Below are 14921 nucleotides of genomic sequence, written 5' to 3' on the forward strand. Positions count from 1 at the left end.
CCAGGTCCACGCCTACCCGAACGATCTCGCCTCGTGTAATCTCGCCCATGACTTCCCCTTTCCGCTCAGATTGGACTTCCGCAACGAGTCAATCTTGGTACCTCGATACCGCAACAGGACTGGGGAAGTCCCTTCGTATTCAGTCGAGAGGGACGGCCACAAGCTGCGCTTGTGGTTCCCTACGCTTCTACGTTAGCCGTCGCAAGAGCACCTCGGAGTACGAAATGCGCGTCTTCCTCGACGATGAGCGGAACACCCCTGAAGGATGGTCCGTGTCTACTGGCCCGATGAGGCGATCAAACTGCTTGAGAGCGGAGAGGTGTCAGAGATCAGTCTTGATCATGACCTCGGCGATGACAATCGAGGAACTGGGTACGACGTAGTGCTGTGGGTAGAAGAAGCCGTGGCGCTACGGGGCTTCAAGCCACCGAAGATCTCGGTCCACTCCGCCAATTCGTCAGCTCGAGAGAAGATGACTGCGGGAATTCGATCAATCGAACGGCTCGCGCAGCGGAAGGCTTAGCAGTATGGCTTCGTACGAGAAGACACCAAGACAAGTTCAATATGCTGTTCACCGCCCGACGGCTAACCATTCCTTCAAGCGGACCCGCCTACGGCGGTCCGCTTAAGTCAAACGTTAGGCATCAACTCAACTATGACGCGTCCGCCACGTCTTTTCAAATACGAGCCGTTCTCCGCACGCTCTCTTCAAAACCTGAAGGAGCAAGTGATCTACTTCGGTTCGCCCCTTCACTTCAACGATCCCTATGATTGCGCTTTGACCCCGAGAATCAAGCCACCGTCGGATTCAGACATCGCGCGGTTGCGGAAGCAGTATGGGTCGGATCCAGCAGTTCCTGAAGTCACGCGCGAGAAGTTCAAGACAATGCCTGAAGAGAAGCTGCGCGAGCTGATTCTCCGCACGGGACTGAATCAACTACAGCAAGGAGTATCCGAGTTTCTTTCTAGCAATGGTGTTTCGTGCTTCTCTGAGGTTAACGACAGCCTGCTAATGTGGTCGCACTATGCCGATAGCGGGAAGGGTTTCTGCTTGGAGTTCCGAACGGACAAATCTCCATTTGAGAAGTTGCATCAGGTCCAATACACCAAGCAGATGCCAGAAGTTGACATCGTGTCAATTCTTTGTGGTGACTCCAGATCGGAGATTATTGATCTGTACAGAACGAAAGCGGAAGACTGGCGATACGAGCAAGAGTGGCGCTGCATTCATACGAAGGCTGGCACCGCATTCGGTTACGAAAGCGAAACTCTCACTGGCGTTTACCTTGGAGCCGATATGCCCTTCTCTCAGTTTGAGATCATTGCCATGGTTCTGGCCGGTCAGAATAACTCTGTGCAACTTTGGCAGGGATTCCGCAGCGAGTCGGATTTCAAAGTCGAATTTCGCGCAGTCACCTACACGACATACCTTGAAGCACAACGCCTGGGCCTCCGCTGAAACGAGAAATGCCTCTCAAAAAACTCCAGCCAAGTGATTGATCTCCAAGGGATATTTCAGACTGGCTCAGGACGTCCGGACTCCCCCACGCCATGCACGGCAAAAACGTTCTTGGCGAGATCAATGCCCACGGTCAGAATCGTCATGGACTTCCCCTTCCGAAAGAGTTGATGAGAGATCGCACTTCCCATCGTGGCACTTTGTTGCCGGTTGCCGCTACGCGGCGGGTTCGGATCGGGGAAGTCCCTTTCATTCGTTTGGCGGCCTAAAGTCGACTTTTGGAGATCACCCATGTCAAACGGAGCAACTGCGCCAAAGCCCGAGAAGGAAAAGTCGGAGTCCGGACTGTCGTCATTGATGAACTTCGTTCCCAGCGCCTACTACGATCTGATAGCGCGCGTTTGCCCAGGAATGGCGTTCTGGGTTGCACTTTCCTTCAAAGCTTCTCTGATCTCGGGCGTCAATCCAAAGGCGCTGATTGAGTTCTCAGGGGCCATGCTCTTTGTCCTCATTGCGTTGAGCTACGTATCGGGCATCGTGCTAACCGGTTTCACCGTCGTATGGGATTGGGTATCACTCATGTGCCTGTCAACGACGAAGATGATGCGAAAGCACTTGGGACTTGAAGCACCAAGATCCACTCCGTTCAGCAGTCGCTGGAAGGCTGTGTCGCTGCACATTGACGCCGTAGTGAAAGAAGACGATGGCGCCGGGCGGGTGCTGGTCAAAGCAATGGCTGAGGTGACGCTTTGCCAAAACCTACTTTCGGGATTGCTGGTCCTTGCCTGCATTGGTCACTATTCGCAAGATCAACGCTTCTTTGCCCCACTCCGCTACATGGAGTTCTACATCCCCATCGCTTTTGCATTGTTCCTATCAATGCTCTTTCGACAAGCCATGTTCTTGGGTCGCGTCAAGGATCTCTATGAGCTATACGTACCGGAAGAGCTCAAGTTTCCAGCAGCCGCCTAACCCTTCCATCGAGAGGACGCTTTTCCGGCCTTCGACCTCCAAGCGCATCTCATGTCAAACGTTAGGCTGCTACAAGTTGTGAGAATAATGTTATAGGCCATTCATTAAGTAAACGTAGATACCTATACATGTCAAGTACCGCATAAATCGCAAATTATCAACTTGAATTTAAGTGTTCGCTGCTCGCCAATTTGTTGATCAACAAAGGAACCTAAATGTTGCCCGTTCGTAAGAGTAACTTCGCATTGGCCTATTCCATGCTAGCATTAATTTTAGGCGCGCAGGCGTCAGTGTCTTTCGCTGCAGGGCAAATCTTATATGAGACAAATATTTTAACGGTCGCAGTGAACGGAGGGGCAGACAGTACCAATCCTGGAACAAGCTGTATTCAGGTTACTTCCGCTGTATCTGCAACGTGTCAAGGTGGCTTTGTTGCAATCCTCAACAACAACAAGCAATTGATTGCCGCCGCGCTACTAAACAAGGCAACGATGGGGAAAATTATTTTGTATTATGAGGACTCTAGTACATTAAACCAATGCCCTGGTTTTGCCACAACACCATGCGTCGTCAATACAATTTTAAGTAAGTAAGAATATGCCTAACCCTTCGTTCAAGCGATTCAACTCCGACAATTTGGTTGTCTGGCGACGTGAAAGGGCCAAGTCGCCGTGAACCCTGACATTTCTGCATGAGCCAGGATTTCATCTACCGCACGGCCACGCCCGAGGACGCGCTCTGCCTGAGCGTGCTGGCCACGCAGGTGTTTCTGGACACCTACGCCACCAACGGCATCAACACCGACCTGGCGCGGGAGGCGAGCCAGGTCTATTCGGTGGCAGCGTTCGAGGTGCGCTTGCGCGACCCAAACGTGGAGATCACGGTCGCGCAGCGTGGGGAATGGCTGGTGGGGTTCTTGGACCTGGCTTTTGACACGGTCTGCCCGGTTCCGGCCATCGAGGGCTTAGAAGTCCTGCGGTTGTACGTGCAGGCACCGTTTCAGGGTTGCGGCATCGGCAGGCGGCTGATGGCGATGGCCGAGCGCAAGGCGCAGGAGAGGGCGGCTGCGCATGTGTGGCTCACGGCCTGGGTTGGCAATGCGCGGGCGTTGAAGGTCTACCCGGCCCTGGGCTACCAGGACGTGGGGGCTACGCAGTACGTCATTGAAGGCAAGGCGTATGAAAACCGCGTCTTCGCCAAATCCATGGCTGCGGAAAGAACCTGAGCGCGCACGTTCGGAAACCGGCAGGGCATCGGCGCAATGCGGCTTTGCGCTGGTCCGTCGCTGACAGGGTGGTGAACCTGGCCTGACCATCTTCTGCCATGGCAGAAGACGGCCGTGCCGCTGTGCCGGCAGATGCCTGAACATCGGTCCACGACCCCGGTGCCCCATCGGGCCTGGTGGCGGACCTGCCGCAGGCTTGGCCACCGGCCTTCCGGCACACCCACCAGGATTCTTCCCATGCTGTTTTCCCTTCACTCCCGTGCCCTGGGCGCTGCGGCGCTGCTGGGCGCGATGGCCGCTGGCGCGGCGCACGCTGGCGGCGCCGTCAGCGGCACGCTGCTCGATGACCAGGGCCACGCCATTGACGCTTCGCTGTGGCCGTTTGTCGCGCTGTATCAGTGCGACGCTTCGGGCATCGAGCAGGACTTCTGCACGGCCTTCGCCAATGGCGGCGGGGTGCTGGACGACGGCACCTGGGCCATTGCGACCGATGGCCTGCCAGCCGGCAAATACCAGCTGGTGGCCGGTGCCAACGACTTCAGCACCAAGTACACCCAGCACTTCAAGCTGGAGGCCGAAGGCACGCTGCAGCAGGCGCTGCTGCTCAAGCCGCTGAAGATCGCGTTTGCCGAGTTCAACCCGTGCACGACGCTGAACAACGGCTGGTGCGACATCGGCTACCGGGTCACCAATCAATCGACCAAGGACGTGAAGACGCAGGTCTGGGCGCAGGTGACGGCCCGCACCAACATGCCCACGCCCGACACCCAGTACAGCAGCGGCAACGGCAATTACAAGCCGATGGTGCTGACGCTGGCGGCTGGCGAGACGCGCCAGGTCACGCAGTCCGTCTACGTGGGCACGCGCGACACCGGCGCGTATTCCATCGTGAGTTTCTTCGCTTCGCCCCCGGGCCAGCCGGACCAGACGACCGGCTTCAGCCAGGGCGTGCGGCTGGCGCAGACGGCGGGCGGCGTCGAGTCGCAGCTGCAAGGCGTGGCGCAGCAACTGGCGGCGCAGCAGCCAGGCAAGACCGCCGCGGCCAAGGCGCGCCAGGGCGCGTTGCAAGCCAGCAAGGCCGCTGCCGCCAAGGGAACGTTCATCGTCGGCACGCTGACGGCCGCCGACACCGGCGTGCCGTTGCCGGTGGCGCTGTCGCCGCGCATGAACCTGTGGATCTGCCTGCGCGTGACGGACGAGTTCTGCTCGCAGGAGCCGGGTGAGTTCGTCTACCTGGACGAGAGCGGCAAGTACCAGCTCAACACCACGCAGGTGCCGGCCGGCCGCTACCAGTTCGAGGCCCAGGCGCGTGGTGGCTACGGCATTGCGCGCAGCCCGGCGTTTGACGCACCGATCAGCGGCAACGTGCGCATGGACCTGTCGCTCTCGCTGCCGCCGATGGCCGTGGCCAATGTGAGTGGCTGCGAAACGGTCAGCACCGAAGCGGGCGCCTGCACGCTGTCGGTCGACCTGACCAACACCACCGGCGCGGCGCTGGAAATGTGGACCTGGGTGAACGTGAACGCCTACATGTCCGGCTCGCCGCTGGGCGTGGCGATCTTCACCGCCGGTAGCGAGCAGTCGATGAAGCCCAGCCTGGTCAAGCTGGAGGTGGGCCAGACCAAGACGCTGCAGTTCCCGCTGGCACTGTCCAAGAAGCTGAAGAGCGGCGCCGAGGGTGGCTTGCGCCTGTACATGGGCCGCAAGAGCGACCCGTCGTATGCCGAGGCCTCGGTCGTGATCGGCAACTTCTTCGTGACGGCGGACGGCAGCCTGCAGCGCCGCGCGGTGAAGGCGCAGAAGTAAGCGTCGGCCGCGCAACCCCACCCAAGGCCCCTCGCGGGCCTTTTTCAATTCAGGGCGGGAGCGGAGGCGAGGGGGAGGGCGGCGGTTGACCGGCCGCCCGCCAGGCCGCCAGCCAGCCAGCCTGGAAGCGGGAGCGCGCGTCCAGCGAGCGGTACAGGCCGTCGATGCGGCGCATCAGCGTGCGCTCGGAAATGCCCAGTTGCTCGGCGATCTTCTTGTCCTTCATGCCGGCAGCCAGCAGCGGCAGCAGCGCGTCCGGCTCGGTGTCGGCCGCCGTGCCCAGCGTCATCTCGCCGTTGGGGCTGAAGCGCAGCGGCGCGGCGCGCTGCCACAGCGTTTCGAACAGCTCGCACAGCGCGTCCAGCACGGCCGAGCCGCGCAGCAGCAGCATCGGGCCTTCGGGCTCGTCGATGTTCAGCGGCAGCAGGCCGAAGCCGCGGTCGGCCACGATCATCTTGAATGGCAGCTGCGACAGCAGGCGCAGTTCCTCGCCTGCTTCGCTCACGCGCCGCAGCGCCTCGGGCCAGCCGGGCAGTTGCAGTGTGTCCGGGTGAATGATGTTGCGGTAGCGCACGCCGCGGGCGCGGGCCTCGGCGCGAGCGGTTTCCAGCCGGTCTGGTGCGGACACCAGGAACGGCGGCCGCACCAGCACCATGACTTCCTTGACCGCGCCGCGGTGGCTTTGCTCGTAAGGCTGCCACTGCGCGGCCGGGTCGGCGTCGATCACCTCGACGATGGGCGCGCCGGCCGGCGCCGCGCCGCCCACGCGCTGCAAGGCCGGAATGGCCAGCCGCGCCAGCTGCAGCTCCTGCTGGCGCTGCAGCAGCAGCGACTCGATGGCGATGTCCGGCGGCGACGCGAACAGCCGCGGCACGCGCTCCGGCGCATGCGTCACGAAACCCATTCGCGCCAGCTCCTGCGCCGCGGTCGTGACGCTGGCCGCATCGCTGCCCAGCCGCTCGGCCAGCGCGTCCACCGTGCTGCCGGGCCGCCGCAGCAGCTCGCGATAGACGGCCTCCTCCAGCGCGCCAATGCCCAGCATCGCCAGCGACGGGCTCAGGTCCTCGCGCAACGGGCTGTTCATGCCGGTGCCGCGGTGGCGGGGAAGGGTGAGGTGGACATCGGCGTGGAATCCTGGCGGGCAAGGGCGGTAGAAACCGATTCTGCGCAGCCGGCCCGCGGCGCCGCATCCTCCTTTCGGGTAGATGCAACTCTGGGGTCGCCGACAATGGCCGCCATGAAAAGTGCGCTGTTCGTCGATTTCGACAATGTCTACTCCGGCCTGCGTGAACTGGATCCCGCCGCGGCCGACCAGTTCGCCCGCCAGCCCATGCGCTGGGTGGACTGGCTGCTGCACAGCCTGCCGGCGCCCGAGCACGCGCTGCCGGATGCCAGGCGACGGCTGCTGGCGCGCCGCTGCTACCTGAATCCGCAGGCCTACCAGCGTTACCGAACGGCGTTCAACCAAACCGGTTTCGATGTCATCGACTGCCCGCCGCTGACCAGCGAAGGCAAGACCGCCACCGACATCCACCTGGTGCTGGACGTCGTCGACCTGATGCACAACGAGCCGGCATTCGACGAGTTCATCCTCTTCTCGGCCGACGCTGACTTCACGCCGGTGCTGCGCAAGCTGCGCCGCGCCGACCGCCGCACCACCGTGCTGGCCATCGGGTTCCCCGCCGCGGCCTATCGCGCCTCGGCCGACCTGCTGATCGACCCGGCCGTCTTCGTGCGTGAGGCGCTGGGCATCGAGCTGCCCGCGCCGACGCCGGCAATCCCGTCATTGACGAACCTGCCGCCGGACGACGAGCGCCTGGCCGGCGTGGAGCCGCCCTTGCGCGCGCTGATCCTGCAAGTGCACCAGCACACCGGCGCGCCGGCGCTGGCGCCTGCGGCCTTCCGCGCGCTGCTCGAAGCGGTGGCGGAAACCGCGTCCGGCGGGGCAGAGGGCCACGCGGCGCGTGCGCAGGATCGGTTGCGCGCCAACGGCTTTGACATTGCGGCCAGCGAGATCGAATGGACGCTGCAAAACCTGCTGCAGGCGGGTCACTTCTTCCAGGACGGCCAGGACGACCTGCGCGCGCTGTCGTACAAGCTGGCCGGCTACCTGGTGAACCTGTGCCGGCGCGAGCAGGTGCAGACCGAAGAAGGCTTTGCCGGCGCGGTGCACCGCTGGCTCAGCGGCAAGGCGGCTTGATCAATGCCGCAACAGCGGCAACAGCAGCAACGCACCGTGCAGCAGCAGCCCGATCAGCCCGCCCACCAGCGTGCCGTTCAGGCGGATGAACTGCAGGTCGCGGCCGACGCCGAGTTCGATCTGCTCGACCAGGTGCGGCGTGTCCCAGCCCTTGATGGTCTGCGAGATGTGATGCGTCAGCGTGAAGCGCATCGACTCGGCCATGCGGCCGGCGACGGACAGCACGTGGCGGTTGATGGCCTCGCGCAGCGCTGGGTCGCGGCCCAGCTCCTTGGCCAGCCGCGCCATCGCTTGCTGCAGGCGCTCGGCCATCGGTGAATCTGCGGCGGAGAGGTTGGCCTGCAGGTGGGCTTTCAGGTCAGTCCACAGGCTGCCCACGTAGTCGCGCAGCGCAGGGTGCTGCAGCAGTTCGGCTTTCAGGGCCTGGGCCTTGTCGCGCAGCGCAGGGTCGTGCTGCAGGCGTTCGATGAAGCCTTCGAACCAGGCGTGGTAACGCTGCCGGAGCGGGTGGCCGGGTTCGTTCAGCACCGCGGCCATTTCGTCCAGCAGCGCGTCGGTCAGCTTCACGGCGAAGTCGTCGGCCATGCTGTCGGGGGACTTGACCCAGCCGACCACCGCCAGCATCTTGGGCCACTCGCGGCGGGCATATTTCAGCACCATGTCCGAGACCTGTTCCCTGACGTCGGGCTGCTGGATGTAGACGCCGGCCTGCTTCAGCGCGCTGTCCAGCAGCTCGTGGTGGCGGCCGTCCTGCGTCAGCAGCTGCAGCAGGCGGCTGGCCGCGCCGGGTGCGTCCCAGCGTTCCACCAGCCGGGCCAGCTGCTTGTCGATCAGCCGGCGCACCGCATCGTCGTCCAGCAGCGCCAGCCCTTCGCTGACGGTGGCCTGCAGGATGCCGGTCAGCCGCTGGGTGTTGCCCGGCTCGGCCAACCATTCGGCCAGCTTGGCCGCGGGGTCCGCCTGTTCCAGCTTCGCCAGCAGCGTGCCGGGTTCGAGGAAATGGTCGCGAACAAAGGCCGCCAGGTTGTCGGCAATGCGGTCCTTGCTCTCCGGGACGATGGCGGTGTGCGGAATCGGCAGGCCCAGCGGATGGCGGAACAGCGCCACGACCGCGAACCAGTCCGCCATCGCGCCGACGGCTGCCGCCTCGCAAAACGCCTTGACCCAGGCCCAGGTGCCTTGCCCGCCTTGCCATTCGGCGAGCAACAGCCCGAGGATCGCCAGCAACAGCATGCCTGCGGCAATGAGTTTCATGCGGCGCAGATCGGCCCGCCGCGCCTCCACCGTCTGTGAGGCCGGCGTGCTGTCTCCGCCGGGCCGCGAGGCCGTTTCGCTTGCCGCCATCGTGCTTGCACCCCAACCGGGAACGCCCGGCTGCCATGCCGATTGTGGCGGCGTCCGCCGCACAGTCTTGTCAGCGAAGCGCTTGTTTCTCAGTCTGCCTCACATGCTGCGCCGGTACTGCCCGCCCACCTCGAACAGCGCGGCGGTGACCTGGCCCAGGGAGCAGACGCGCACGGCGTCCATCAGCACCTCGAAGACGTTATCGTTGGCGATCACGGCTTGCTGCAGGCGCTGCAGCATGGCTGGCGCTTCGCCGGCGTGGCGGGCGTGGAAGTCCTGCAGGCGGGTGAGCTGGCTTTGTTTTTCGTCGTCGGTGGAGCGGGCCAGCTCGATCTGCTGAGGCACTGCGTCTGCGTGCGGCGAGCGGAAGGTGTTCACGCCGATGATGGGGTACTCGCCGGTGTGCTTGAGCATCTCGTAATGCATGCTCTCTTCCTGGATCTTGCTGCGCTGGTAGCCGGTTTCCATGGCGCCCAGCACGCCGCCGCGCTCTGCGATCTTCTCGAACTCGGCCAGCACGGCTTCTTCGACCAGCTCGGTCAGCTCCTCGATGATGAAGGCGCCCTGGCTGGGGTTCTCGTTCTTGGCCAGGCCCCACTCGCGGTTGATGATCAGCTGGATGGCCATCGCGCGGCGCACGCTGTCTTCGGTGGGCGTCGTGATCGCCTCGTCGAAGGCGTTGGTGTGCAGGCTGTTGCAGTTGTCGTAGACGGCGATCAGCGCCTGCAGCGTGGTGCGGATGTCGTTGAACTGGATCTCCTGCGCGTGCAGGCTGCGGCCAGACGTTTGCACGTGGTACTTCAGCTTCTGCGAACGTTCGTTGGCGCCGTACTTTTCCTTCATCGCCACCGCCCAGATGCGACGCGCCACGCGGCCCAGCACGGTGTATTCCGGGTCCATGCCGTTGCTGAAGAAGAAGCTCAGGTTGGGCGCGAAGTCGTCGATGTGCATGCCACGCGCCAGGTAGGCTTCGACGAAGGTGAAGCCGTTGGAGAGCGTGAAGGCCAGCTGGCTGATCGGGTTCGCGCCGGCCTCGGCGATGTGATAGCCGGAGATGCTGACCGAGTAGAAGTTGCGCACCTGGTTTTGCACGAAGTACTGGGCCACGTCGCCCATCACCTTCAGCGAAAACTCGGTCGAGAAGATGCAGGTGTTCTGGCCCTGGTCTTCCTTCAGGATGTCGGCCTGCACCGTGCCGCGCACATTGGCCTGGGCCCAGGCGCGCAGCTTCGCCAGCTCGGCGGCGTCCGGCGCGCGGCCGTGTTCGGCCTCGAACTTGGCGAGCTGCTGGTCGATGGCGGTGTTCATGAACATCGCCAGGATGGTCGGCGCCGGGCCGTTGATCGTCATGCTGACGGAGGTCGTCGGGCTGCACAGGTCGAAGCCCGAATACAGCACCTTCATGTCGTCCAGCGTGGCAATAGAAACACCTGAATTGCCGACCTTGCCGTAGATGTCCGGCCGCAGGTCCGGGTCGTGGCCGTACAGCGTGACCGAGTCAAACGCGGTGGACAGACGGTGCGCCGGCATGCCTTCGCTGACCAGCTTGAAGCGCCGGTTGGTGCGGAACGCATCGCCTTCGCCTGCGAACATGCGCGTCGGGTCTTCGCCCTCGCGCTTGAAGGCGAAGGTGCCGGCGGTGTAGGGGTAGCGGCCGGGCACGTTGTCCAGCATCAGCCACTTGAGGATCTCGCCGTGATCCTCGTACTGCGGCAGCGCAACCTTGCGGATCTTGCTGCCCGAGAGGGACGTGGTGGTCAGCGCGGAGCGGATCTCCTTGTCGCGCACCTTGACCACCAGTTCGTCGGCCGCGTAGGCCTCGCGCAGCGCGGGCCAGTCGGCGAGCAGGGCGCGGGCGTCGGCGTCCTGCCGGGCTTCTCGCTGCTGCGCCTGGTCGGCCAGCGCGGTGGTGGCGCCTGTCTTGTCGGGGTTGGCCTCGCGCAGCATGCGGGCGCTTTCGCGCAGCTGCTGGATCTCGCGGGCCAGCCTGGCCTGGCTGCGGGCGCGGGCCTTGTAGCCGCGCACCGTGTCGCTGATCTCGGCCAGGTAGCGCACGCGCGCGCCGGGCACGATGGGCACCTGGTGCGTGCTGTGGCGGGTGTTCACCGCCGGCAGGCGGCCGTCTTTCAGTGGCAGGCCGAGGGCAGTCAGCCGTGGTTTCAGCGCCTGGTACAGCGCCGTCACGCCGTCGTCGTTGAAGCGGCTGGCCATGGTGCCGAAGACCGGCATCTGGTCGGGCATGACGTTGAAGGCTTCGCGGTTGCGCTGCACCTGCTTGGCCACGTCGCGCAGCGCGTCGGCCGCGCCCTTGCGGTCGAACTTGTTGATCGCGACGAACTCGGCGAAGTCCAGCATGTCGATCTTTTCGAGCTGGCTGGCGGCACCGAACTCGGGTGTCATCACGTACATCGGCACGTCCACCAGCGGCACGATGGCCGCGTCGCCCTGGCCGATGCCGGAGGTCTCGACGATGATCAGGTCGAAGCCCGCGGCCTGGCACGCGGACAGCACGGCGGGCAGCGCCGCGGAAACTTCCGAGCCAGTGTCGCGCGTTGCCAAACTCCGCATGTAGACCTTCGCGCCCTTGCCCCAGGGCTGGATCGCGTTCATGCGGATGCGGTCACCCAGCAGTGCGCCACCGCTCTTGCGGCGCGACGGGTCGATGCTGATGACGGCGATCTGCAGCGCGTCGTCCTGGTCCAGCCGCAGCCGGCGGATCAGCTCGTCGGTCAGGCTGCTCTTGCCTGCGCCGCCCGTGCCGGTGATGCCCAGCACCGGGGCGTGGCGCTGCGCGGCGGCGGTCTGCACGGCGTCCACCACGGCAGGTGCCGCCTCGCCGTTTTCCAGCAGCGTGATGAGCTGGGCCAGAGCGCGCCATCGAACGGGCGTGTCGGCCGCATGCAGGCCCTGCAGAAGCGCGGCCGGGTCCGAAGAGAGCCGCTGGTCGCAGCGCATCAGCATCTCGCCGATCATGCCCTGCAGCCCCATGCGCTGGCCGTCTTCGGGGCTGAAGATGCGCACGCCGACATCCGCCAGCGCGCGGATCTCCTGCGGCACGATGACGCCGCCGCCGCCGCCGAAGACCTGGATCTGCTCGCCGCCGCGGGCCTTCAGCAGCTCGACCATGTAGCGGAAGTATTCGGTGTGGCCGCCCTGGTAGCTGGAGACCGCGATGCCTTGCACGTCTTCCTGCAGCGCCGCGGTGACGACTTCGTCGACCGAGCGGTTGTGCCCCAGGTGGATGACCTCGGCGCCCATGCCCTGCAGGATGCGCCGCATGATGTTGATCGCGGCGTCGTGGCCGTCGAACAGGCTGGCGGCCGTGACGATGCGCACCTTGTGCGTGGGCTTGTAGTGGGCCAGGGCCTGGTGGGCGGCAGAGAGATCGGTCATGGAAATGCCTGTGCAGATCGGGGAATCCGGGAGTCTGGGGCCAGTTGACGTTAACGTAAACGTCAACCGAAATCATGCCACTGTCCGGACTGCGGCCGCTTGGCCAAAGACCGGGCGCGCCCTGGTGCTTTCCCTTAAGCAATCAGCCCAGCCTAACGCGCTGTTACGCTCGCGCCCATGAGTTTTCTGGCGATCGACATCGGCAACACCCGGCTGAAGTGGGCGCAGTACGCGTCACCGCAGCCGGGCGCCGCGCTGCTGGCGCATGGCGCACGCTTCCTGGAGACCATCGACACGCTGGCAGAGCAGGACTGGCGCACGCTGGCCGTGCCGTCCTCCATCCTGGGCTGCGTGGTCGCGGGTGAAGCGGTGCGGCGGCGGGTCGAGGAGCAGCTGGAGCTGTGGGACCTGACGCCGCGCTGGGTGGTGCCGGGCAACCACGAGGCGGGCGTGACCAATGGCTACGACCACCCGATGCGGCTGGGCGCGGACCGCTGGGTGGCGCTGATCGGTGCGCGCGGCCATGTGCTGGCGCGCGGCCCGGCACGGCCGGCGCTGGTGGTGATGGTGGGCACGGCGGTCACGGTGGATGCGCTGGACCGCGACGGCAAGTTCCTCGGCGGGCTGATCCTGCCGGGCCACGGCATCATGCTGCGCGCGCTGGAAAGCGGAACGGCCGGCCTGCGCGTGCCGACCGGCGAAGTCATGCCGTTTCCGTCCAACACTTCGGACGCGCTGACCAGCGGCGGCACCTACGCCATCACCGGCGCCATCGCCCGCATGCGCGCCCACCTGGCGGCCCACAGCGGCGGCGAGGAGCCGGTGCTGCTGATGACCGGCGGCGCGGGCTGGAAGGTCGCGCCTTATCTGGACGTGCCGCACGAACTCATCGAGTCGCTGATCTTCGACGGGCTGCTGCACATCCAGTCGCACCGGCTGGCCTTGTGATTCGCCAACCGTGAGCGGAGCGCTGCACGCAGTCCGGCGCCGGGCCGCCCCAAGCCGGCCTGCGCAACTCGCCTGGCAGGTGGTTCTGCGTATTCGCAGAACCGGGTGCCCCAATGCCGAGGCCAGGGCTCACAAAATGTAGCGAGAGAGATCTTCGTTGTGCGCGAGTTCACCAAGCTTGGCGTTCACGGCGTCGGCATTGATCTGCACGGTCTGGCCTGAGAGATTCGGCGCGTCGAAGCTCAGGTCTTCCAGCAGCCGCTCCATCACCGTGGCGAGCCGGCGCGCGCCGATGTTCTCTGTGCGTTCGTTGACCTCGAAGGCGATCTGCGCGAGGCGGCGGATGCCGTCGGGGGCCAGGTCCAGTGTCACGCCTTCGGTGGCCAGCAGCGCCTGGTACTGGCGCACCAGGTTCGCGTGCGTGCTGCCGAGGATGGCCTCGAAATCGTCCACGCTGAGGGCCTGCAGTTCGACCCGGATCGGGAACCGGCCCTGCAGCTCGGGGATCAGGTCGCTGGGCTTGGCCAGGTGGAAGGCGCCGGAGGCAATGAACAGCATGTGGTCGGTCTTGACCATGCCGTACTTGGTGTGCACGGTCGTGCCTTCGACCAGCGGCAGCAGGTCGCGCTGCACGCCCTGGCGCGAAACGTCCGCCCCTTGGGTGTTGCTGCGCGAGGCCACCTTGTCGATCTCGTCGATGAAGACAATGCCGTTCTGCTCGGCGTTGTGCAGCGCCTTGGCTCGTATCTCATCCTCGTTGACCAGCTTGGCGGCTTCTTCGTCGGTGAGGATCTGCAGCGCCTCGGCAATTTTCAGCTTGCGCTGGCTCTTGCGCTGCTGGCCCATTTGCGAGAACAGGCCTTGCAGCTGCTCGGCCATGGCTTCCATGCCGGGCGGGCTGACGATGTCGACGTTGGCCCGCGGCTCGGCCACTTCCAGCTCGACTTCCTTGTCGGCCAGCGAGCCTTCGCGCAGGCGCTTGCGCATGACTTGGCGCGCGGTGTTGTCCGGCGTGGGCGCGGGCGGCGGCGGCGTGAAGCCGAAGGCGTCACCGCTTTGGCTGCTGCGCGGCGGCGGCACCAGGATGTCCAGGATGCGGTCTTCGGCGGCATCCTCGGCTTTCAGCCGGGCGCGCTTCAGCGCTGCTTCGCGTTCCTGCTTGATCGCGATGTCCATCAGGTCGCGCACGATGGTGTCCACGTCCTTGCCGACATAGCCGACCTCGGTGAACTTGGTCGCCTCGACCTTGATGAAGGGCGCGTCGGCCAGCTGAGCCAGGCGGCGCGCGATCTCCGTCTTGCCCACGCCGGTCGGCCCGATCATCAGGATGTTCTTCGGCGTGATCTCGGCGCGCAGCTTCTCGTCGACCTGCTGCCGGCGCCAGCGGTTGCGCAGTGCAATGGCGACCGCGCGCTTGGCACCCTGCTGCCCGACGATGTGCCTGTCCAGCTCAGACACGATTTCCTGCGGTGTCATGCTCATTGGAGCCCCTCGTTCGACGGGTACGTCGCCCGATCCCCCGAGGGGATGCGGGCCGGCTTGGGAGCGGCCCGGCGCTCGGCCCGTCCGCGCAA

The 14921-nt window shown here is 64.7% G+C and carries 11 protein-coding genes and 1 pseudogene; 8 read left to right on the top strand and 4 right to left on the bottom strand.

Going from position 1 to position 14921, the window contains the following annotated elements; all coding sequences use genetic code 11:
• The first annotated feature begins 224 nt into the window (after positions 1-224).
• From ACAH41_RS08770 to ACAH41_RS08795, 6 genes and pseudogenes are all read left to right on the top strand, one after another.
• Positions 225-523: pseudogene (locus ACAH41_RS08770) on the top strand (cyclic-phosphate processing receiver domain-containing protein).
• A 132-nt stretch (positions 524-655) separates the two neighbouring features.
• Positions 656-1459: a DUF2971 domain-containing protein gene (locus ACAH41_RS08775; protein WP_325648137.1), complete on the top strand. Its 804-nt coding sequence runs from the start codon at positions 656-658 to the stop codon at positions 1457-1459.
• Between the two features lie 291 nt (positions 1460-1750).
• Entirely contained in the window at positions 1751-2431 is a 681-nt protein-coding gene (locus tag ACAH41_RS08780; RefSeq protein WP_325648136.1) for a hypothetical protein, read from the top strand.
• Between the two features lie 215 nt (positions 2432-2646).
• Positions 2647-3024 (top strand): hypothetical protein, encoded by a 378-nt coding sequence (locus tag ACAH41_RS08785; protein ID WP_325648135.1) that lies wholly within the window; start codon positions 2647-2649, stop codon positions 3022-3024.
• A gap of 98 nt (positions 3025-3122) precedes the next feature.
• Positions 3123-3656, top strand: a complete 534-nt coding sequence (locus ACAH41_RS08790; RefSeq protein WP_325648134.1) for a GNAT family N-acetyltransferase — start codon at positions 3123-3125, stop codon at positions 3654-3656.
• Between the two features lie 237 nt (positions 3657-3893).
• Positions 3894-5462, top strand: a complete 1569-nt coding sequence (locus ACAH41_RS08795; protein WP_325648133.1) for a hypothetical protein — start codon at positions 3894-3896, stop codon at positions 5460-5462.
• 49 nt (positions 5463-5511) lie between these two features.
• Here ACAH41_RS08795 and ACAH41_RS08800 read toward each other — a convergent pair whose 3' ends face one another.
• Entirely contained in the window at positions 5512-6546 is a 1035-nt protein-coding gene (locus ACAH41_RS08800) for a helix-turn-helix transcriptional regulator (protein ID WP_325648132.1), read from the bottom strand.
• Between the two features lie 153 nt (positions 6547-6699).
• Here ACAH41_RS08800 and ACAH41_RS08805 point away from each other — a divergent pair, with 153 nt between their 5' ends.
• Complete coding sequence (locus ACAH41_RS08805) at positions 6700-7662, top strand: NYN domain-containing protein (RefSeq protein ID WP_325648131.1); 963 nt, start codon at positions 6700-6702, stop codon at positions 7660-7662.
• On the opposite strand, the gene ACAH41_RS08810 is transcribed toward ACAH41_RS08805, so the two are convergent.
• Both ACAH41_RS08810 and icmF read right to left on the bottom strand, forming a co-directional pair.
• A complete protein-coding gene (locus ACAH41_RS08810; protein ID WP_325648130.1) occupies positions 7663-8916 on the bottom strand; it encodes a DUF445 domain-containing protein in 1254 nt (417 codons plus the stop codon). It lies immediately after the preceding gene.
• 189 nt (positions 8917-9105) lie between these two features.
• Positions 9106-12399 (bottom strand): fused isobutyryl-CoA mutase/GTPase IcmF, encoded by a 3294-nt coding sequence (gene icmF / locus ACAH41_RS08815; RefSeq protein WP_325648129.1) that lies wholly within the window; start codon positions 12397-12399, stop codon positions 9106-9108.
• Positions 12400-12576: 177 nt separating this feature from the next.
• Between icmF and ACAH41_RS08820 the strand changes: the two genes are divergently transcribed.
• Positions 12577-13347 (top strand): type III pantothenate kinase, encoded by a 771-nt coding sequence (locus ACAH41_RS08820; RefSeq protein WP_325648128.1) that lies wholly within the window; start codon positions 12577-12579, stop codon positions 13345-13347.
• 129 nt (positions 13348-13476) lie between these two features.
• On the opposite strand, the gene hslU is transcribed toward ACAH41_RS08820, so the two are convergent.
• Entirely contained in the window at positions 13477-14829 is a 1353-nt protein-coding gene (hslU, locus tag ACAH41_RS08825) for an ATP-dependent protease ATPase subunit HslU (protein WP_370538258.1), read from the bottom strand.
• Positions 14830-14921: the final 92 nt, after the last annotated feature.

Origin of the sequence: Ideonella sp., from assembly GCF_041287625.1 — a bacterium.
Taxonomy (GTDB): Bacteria; Pseudomonadota; Gammaproteobacteria; order Burkholderiales; family Burkholderiaceae_C; genus Ideonella.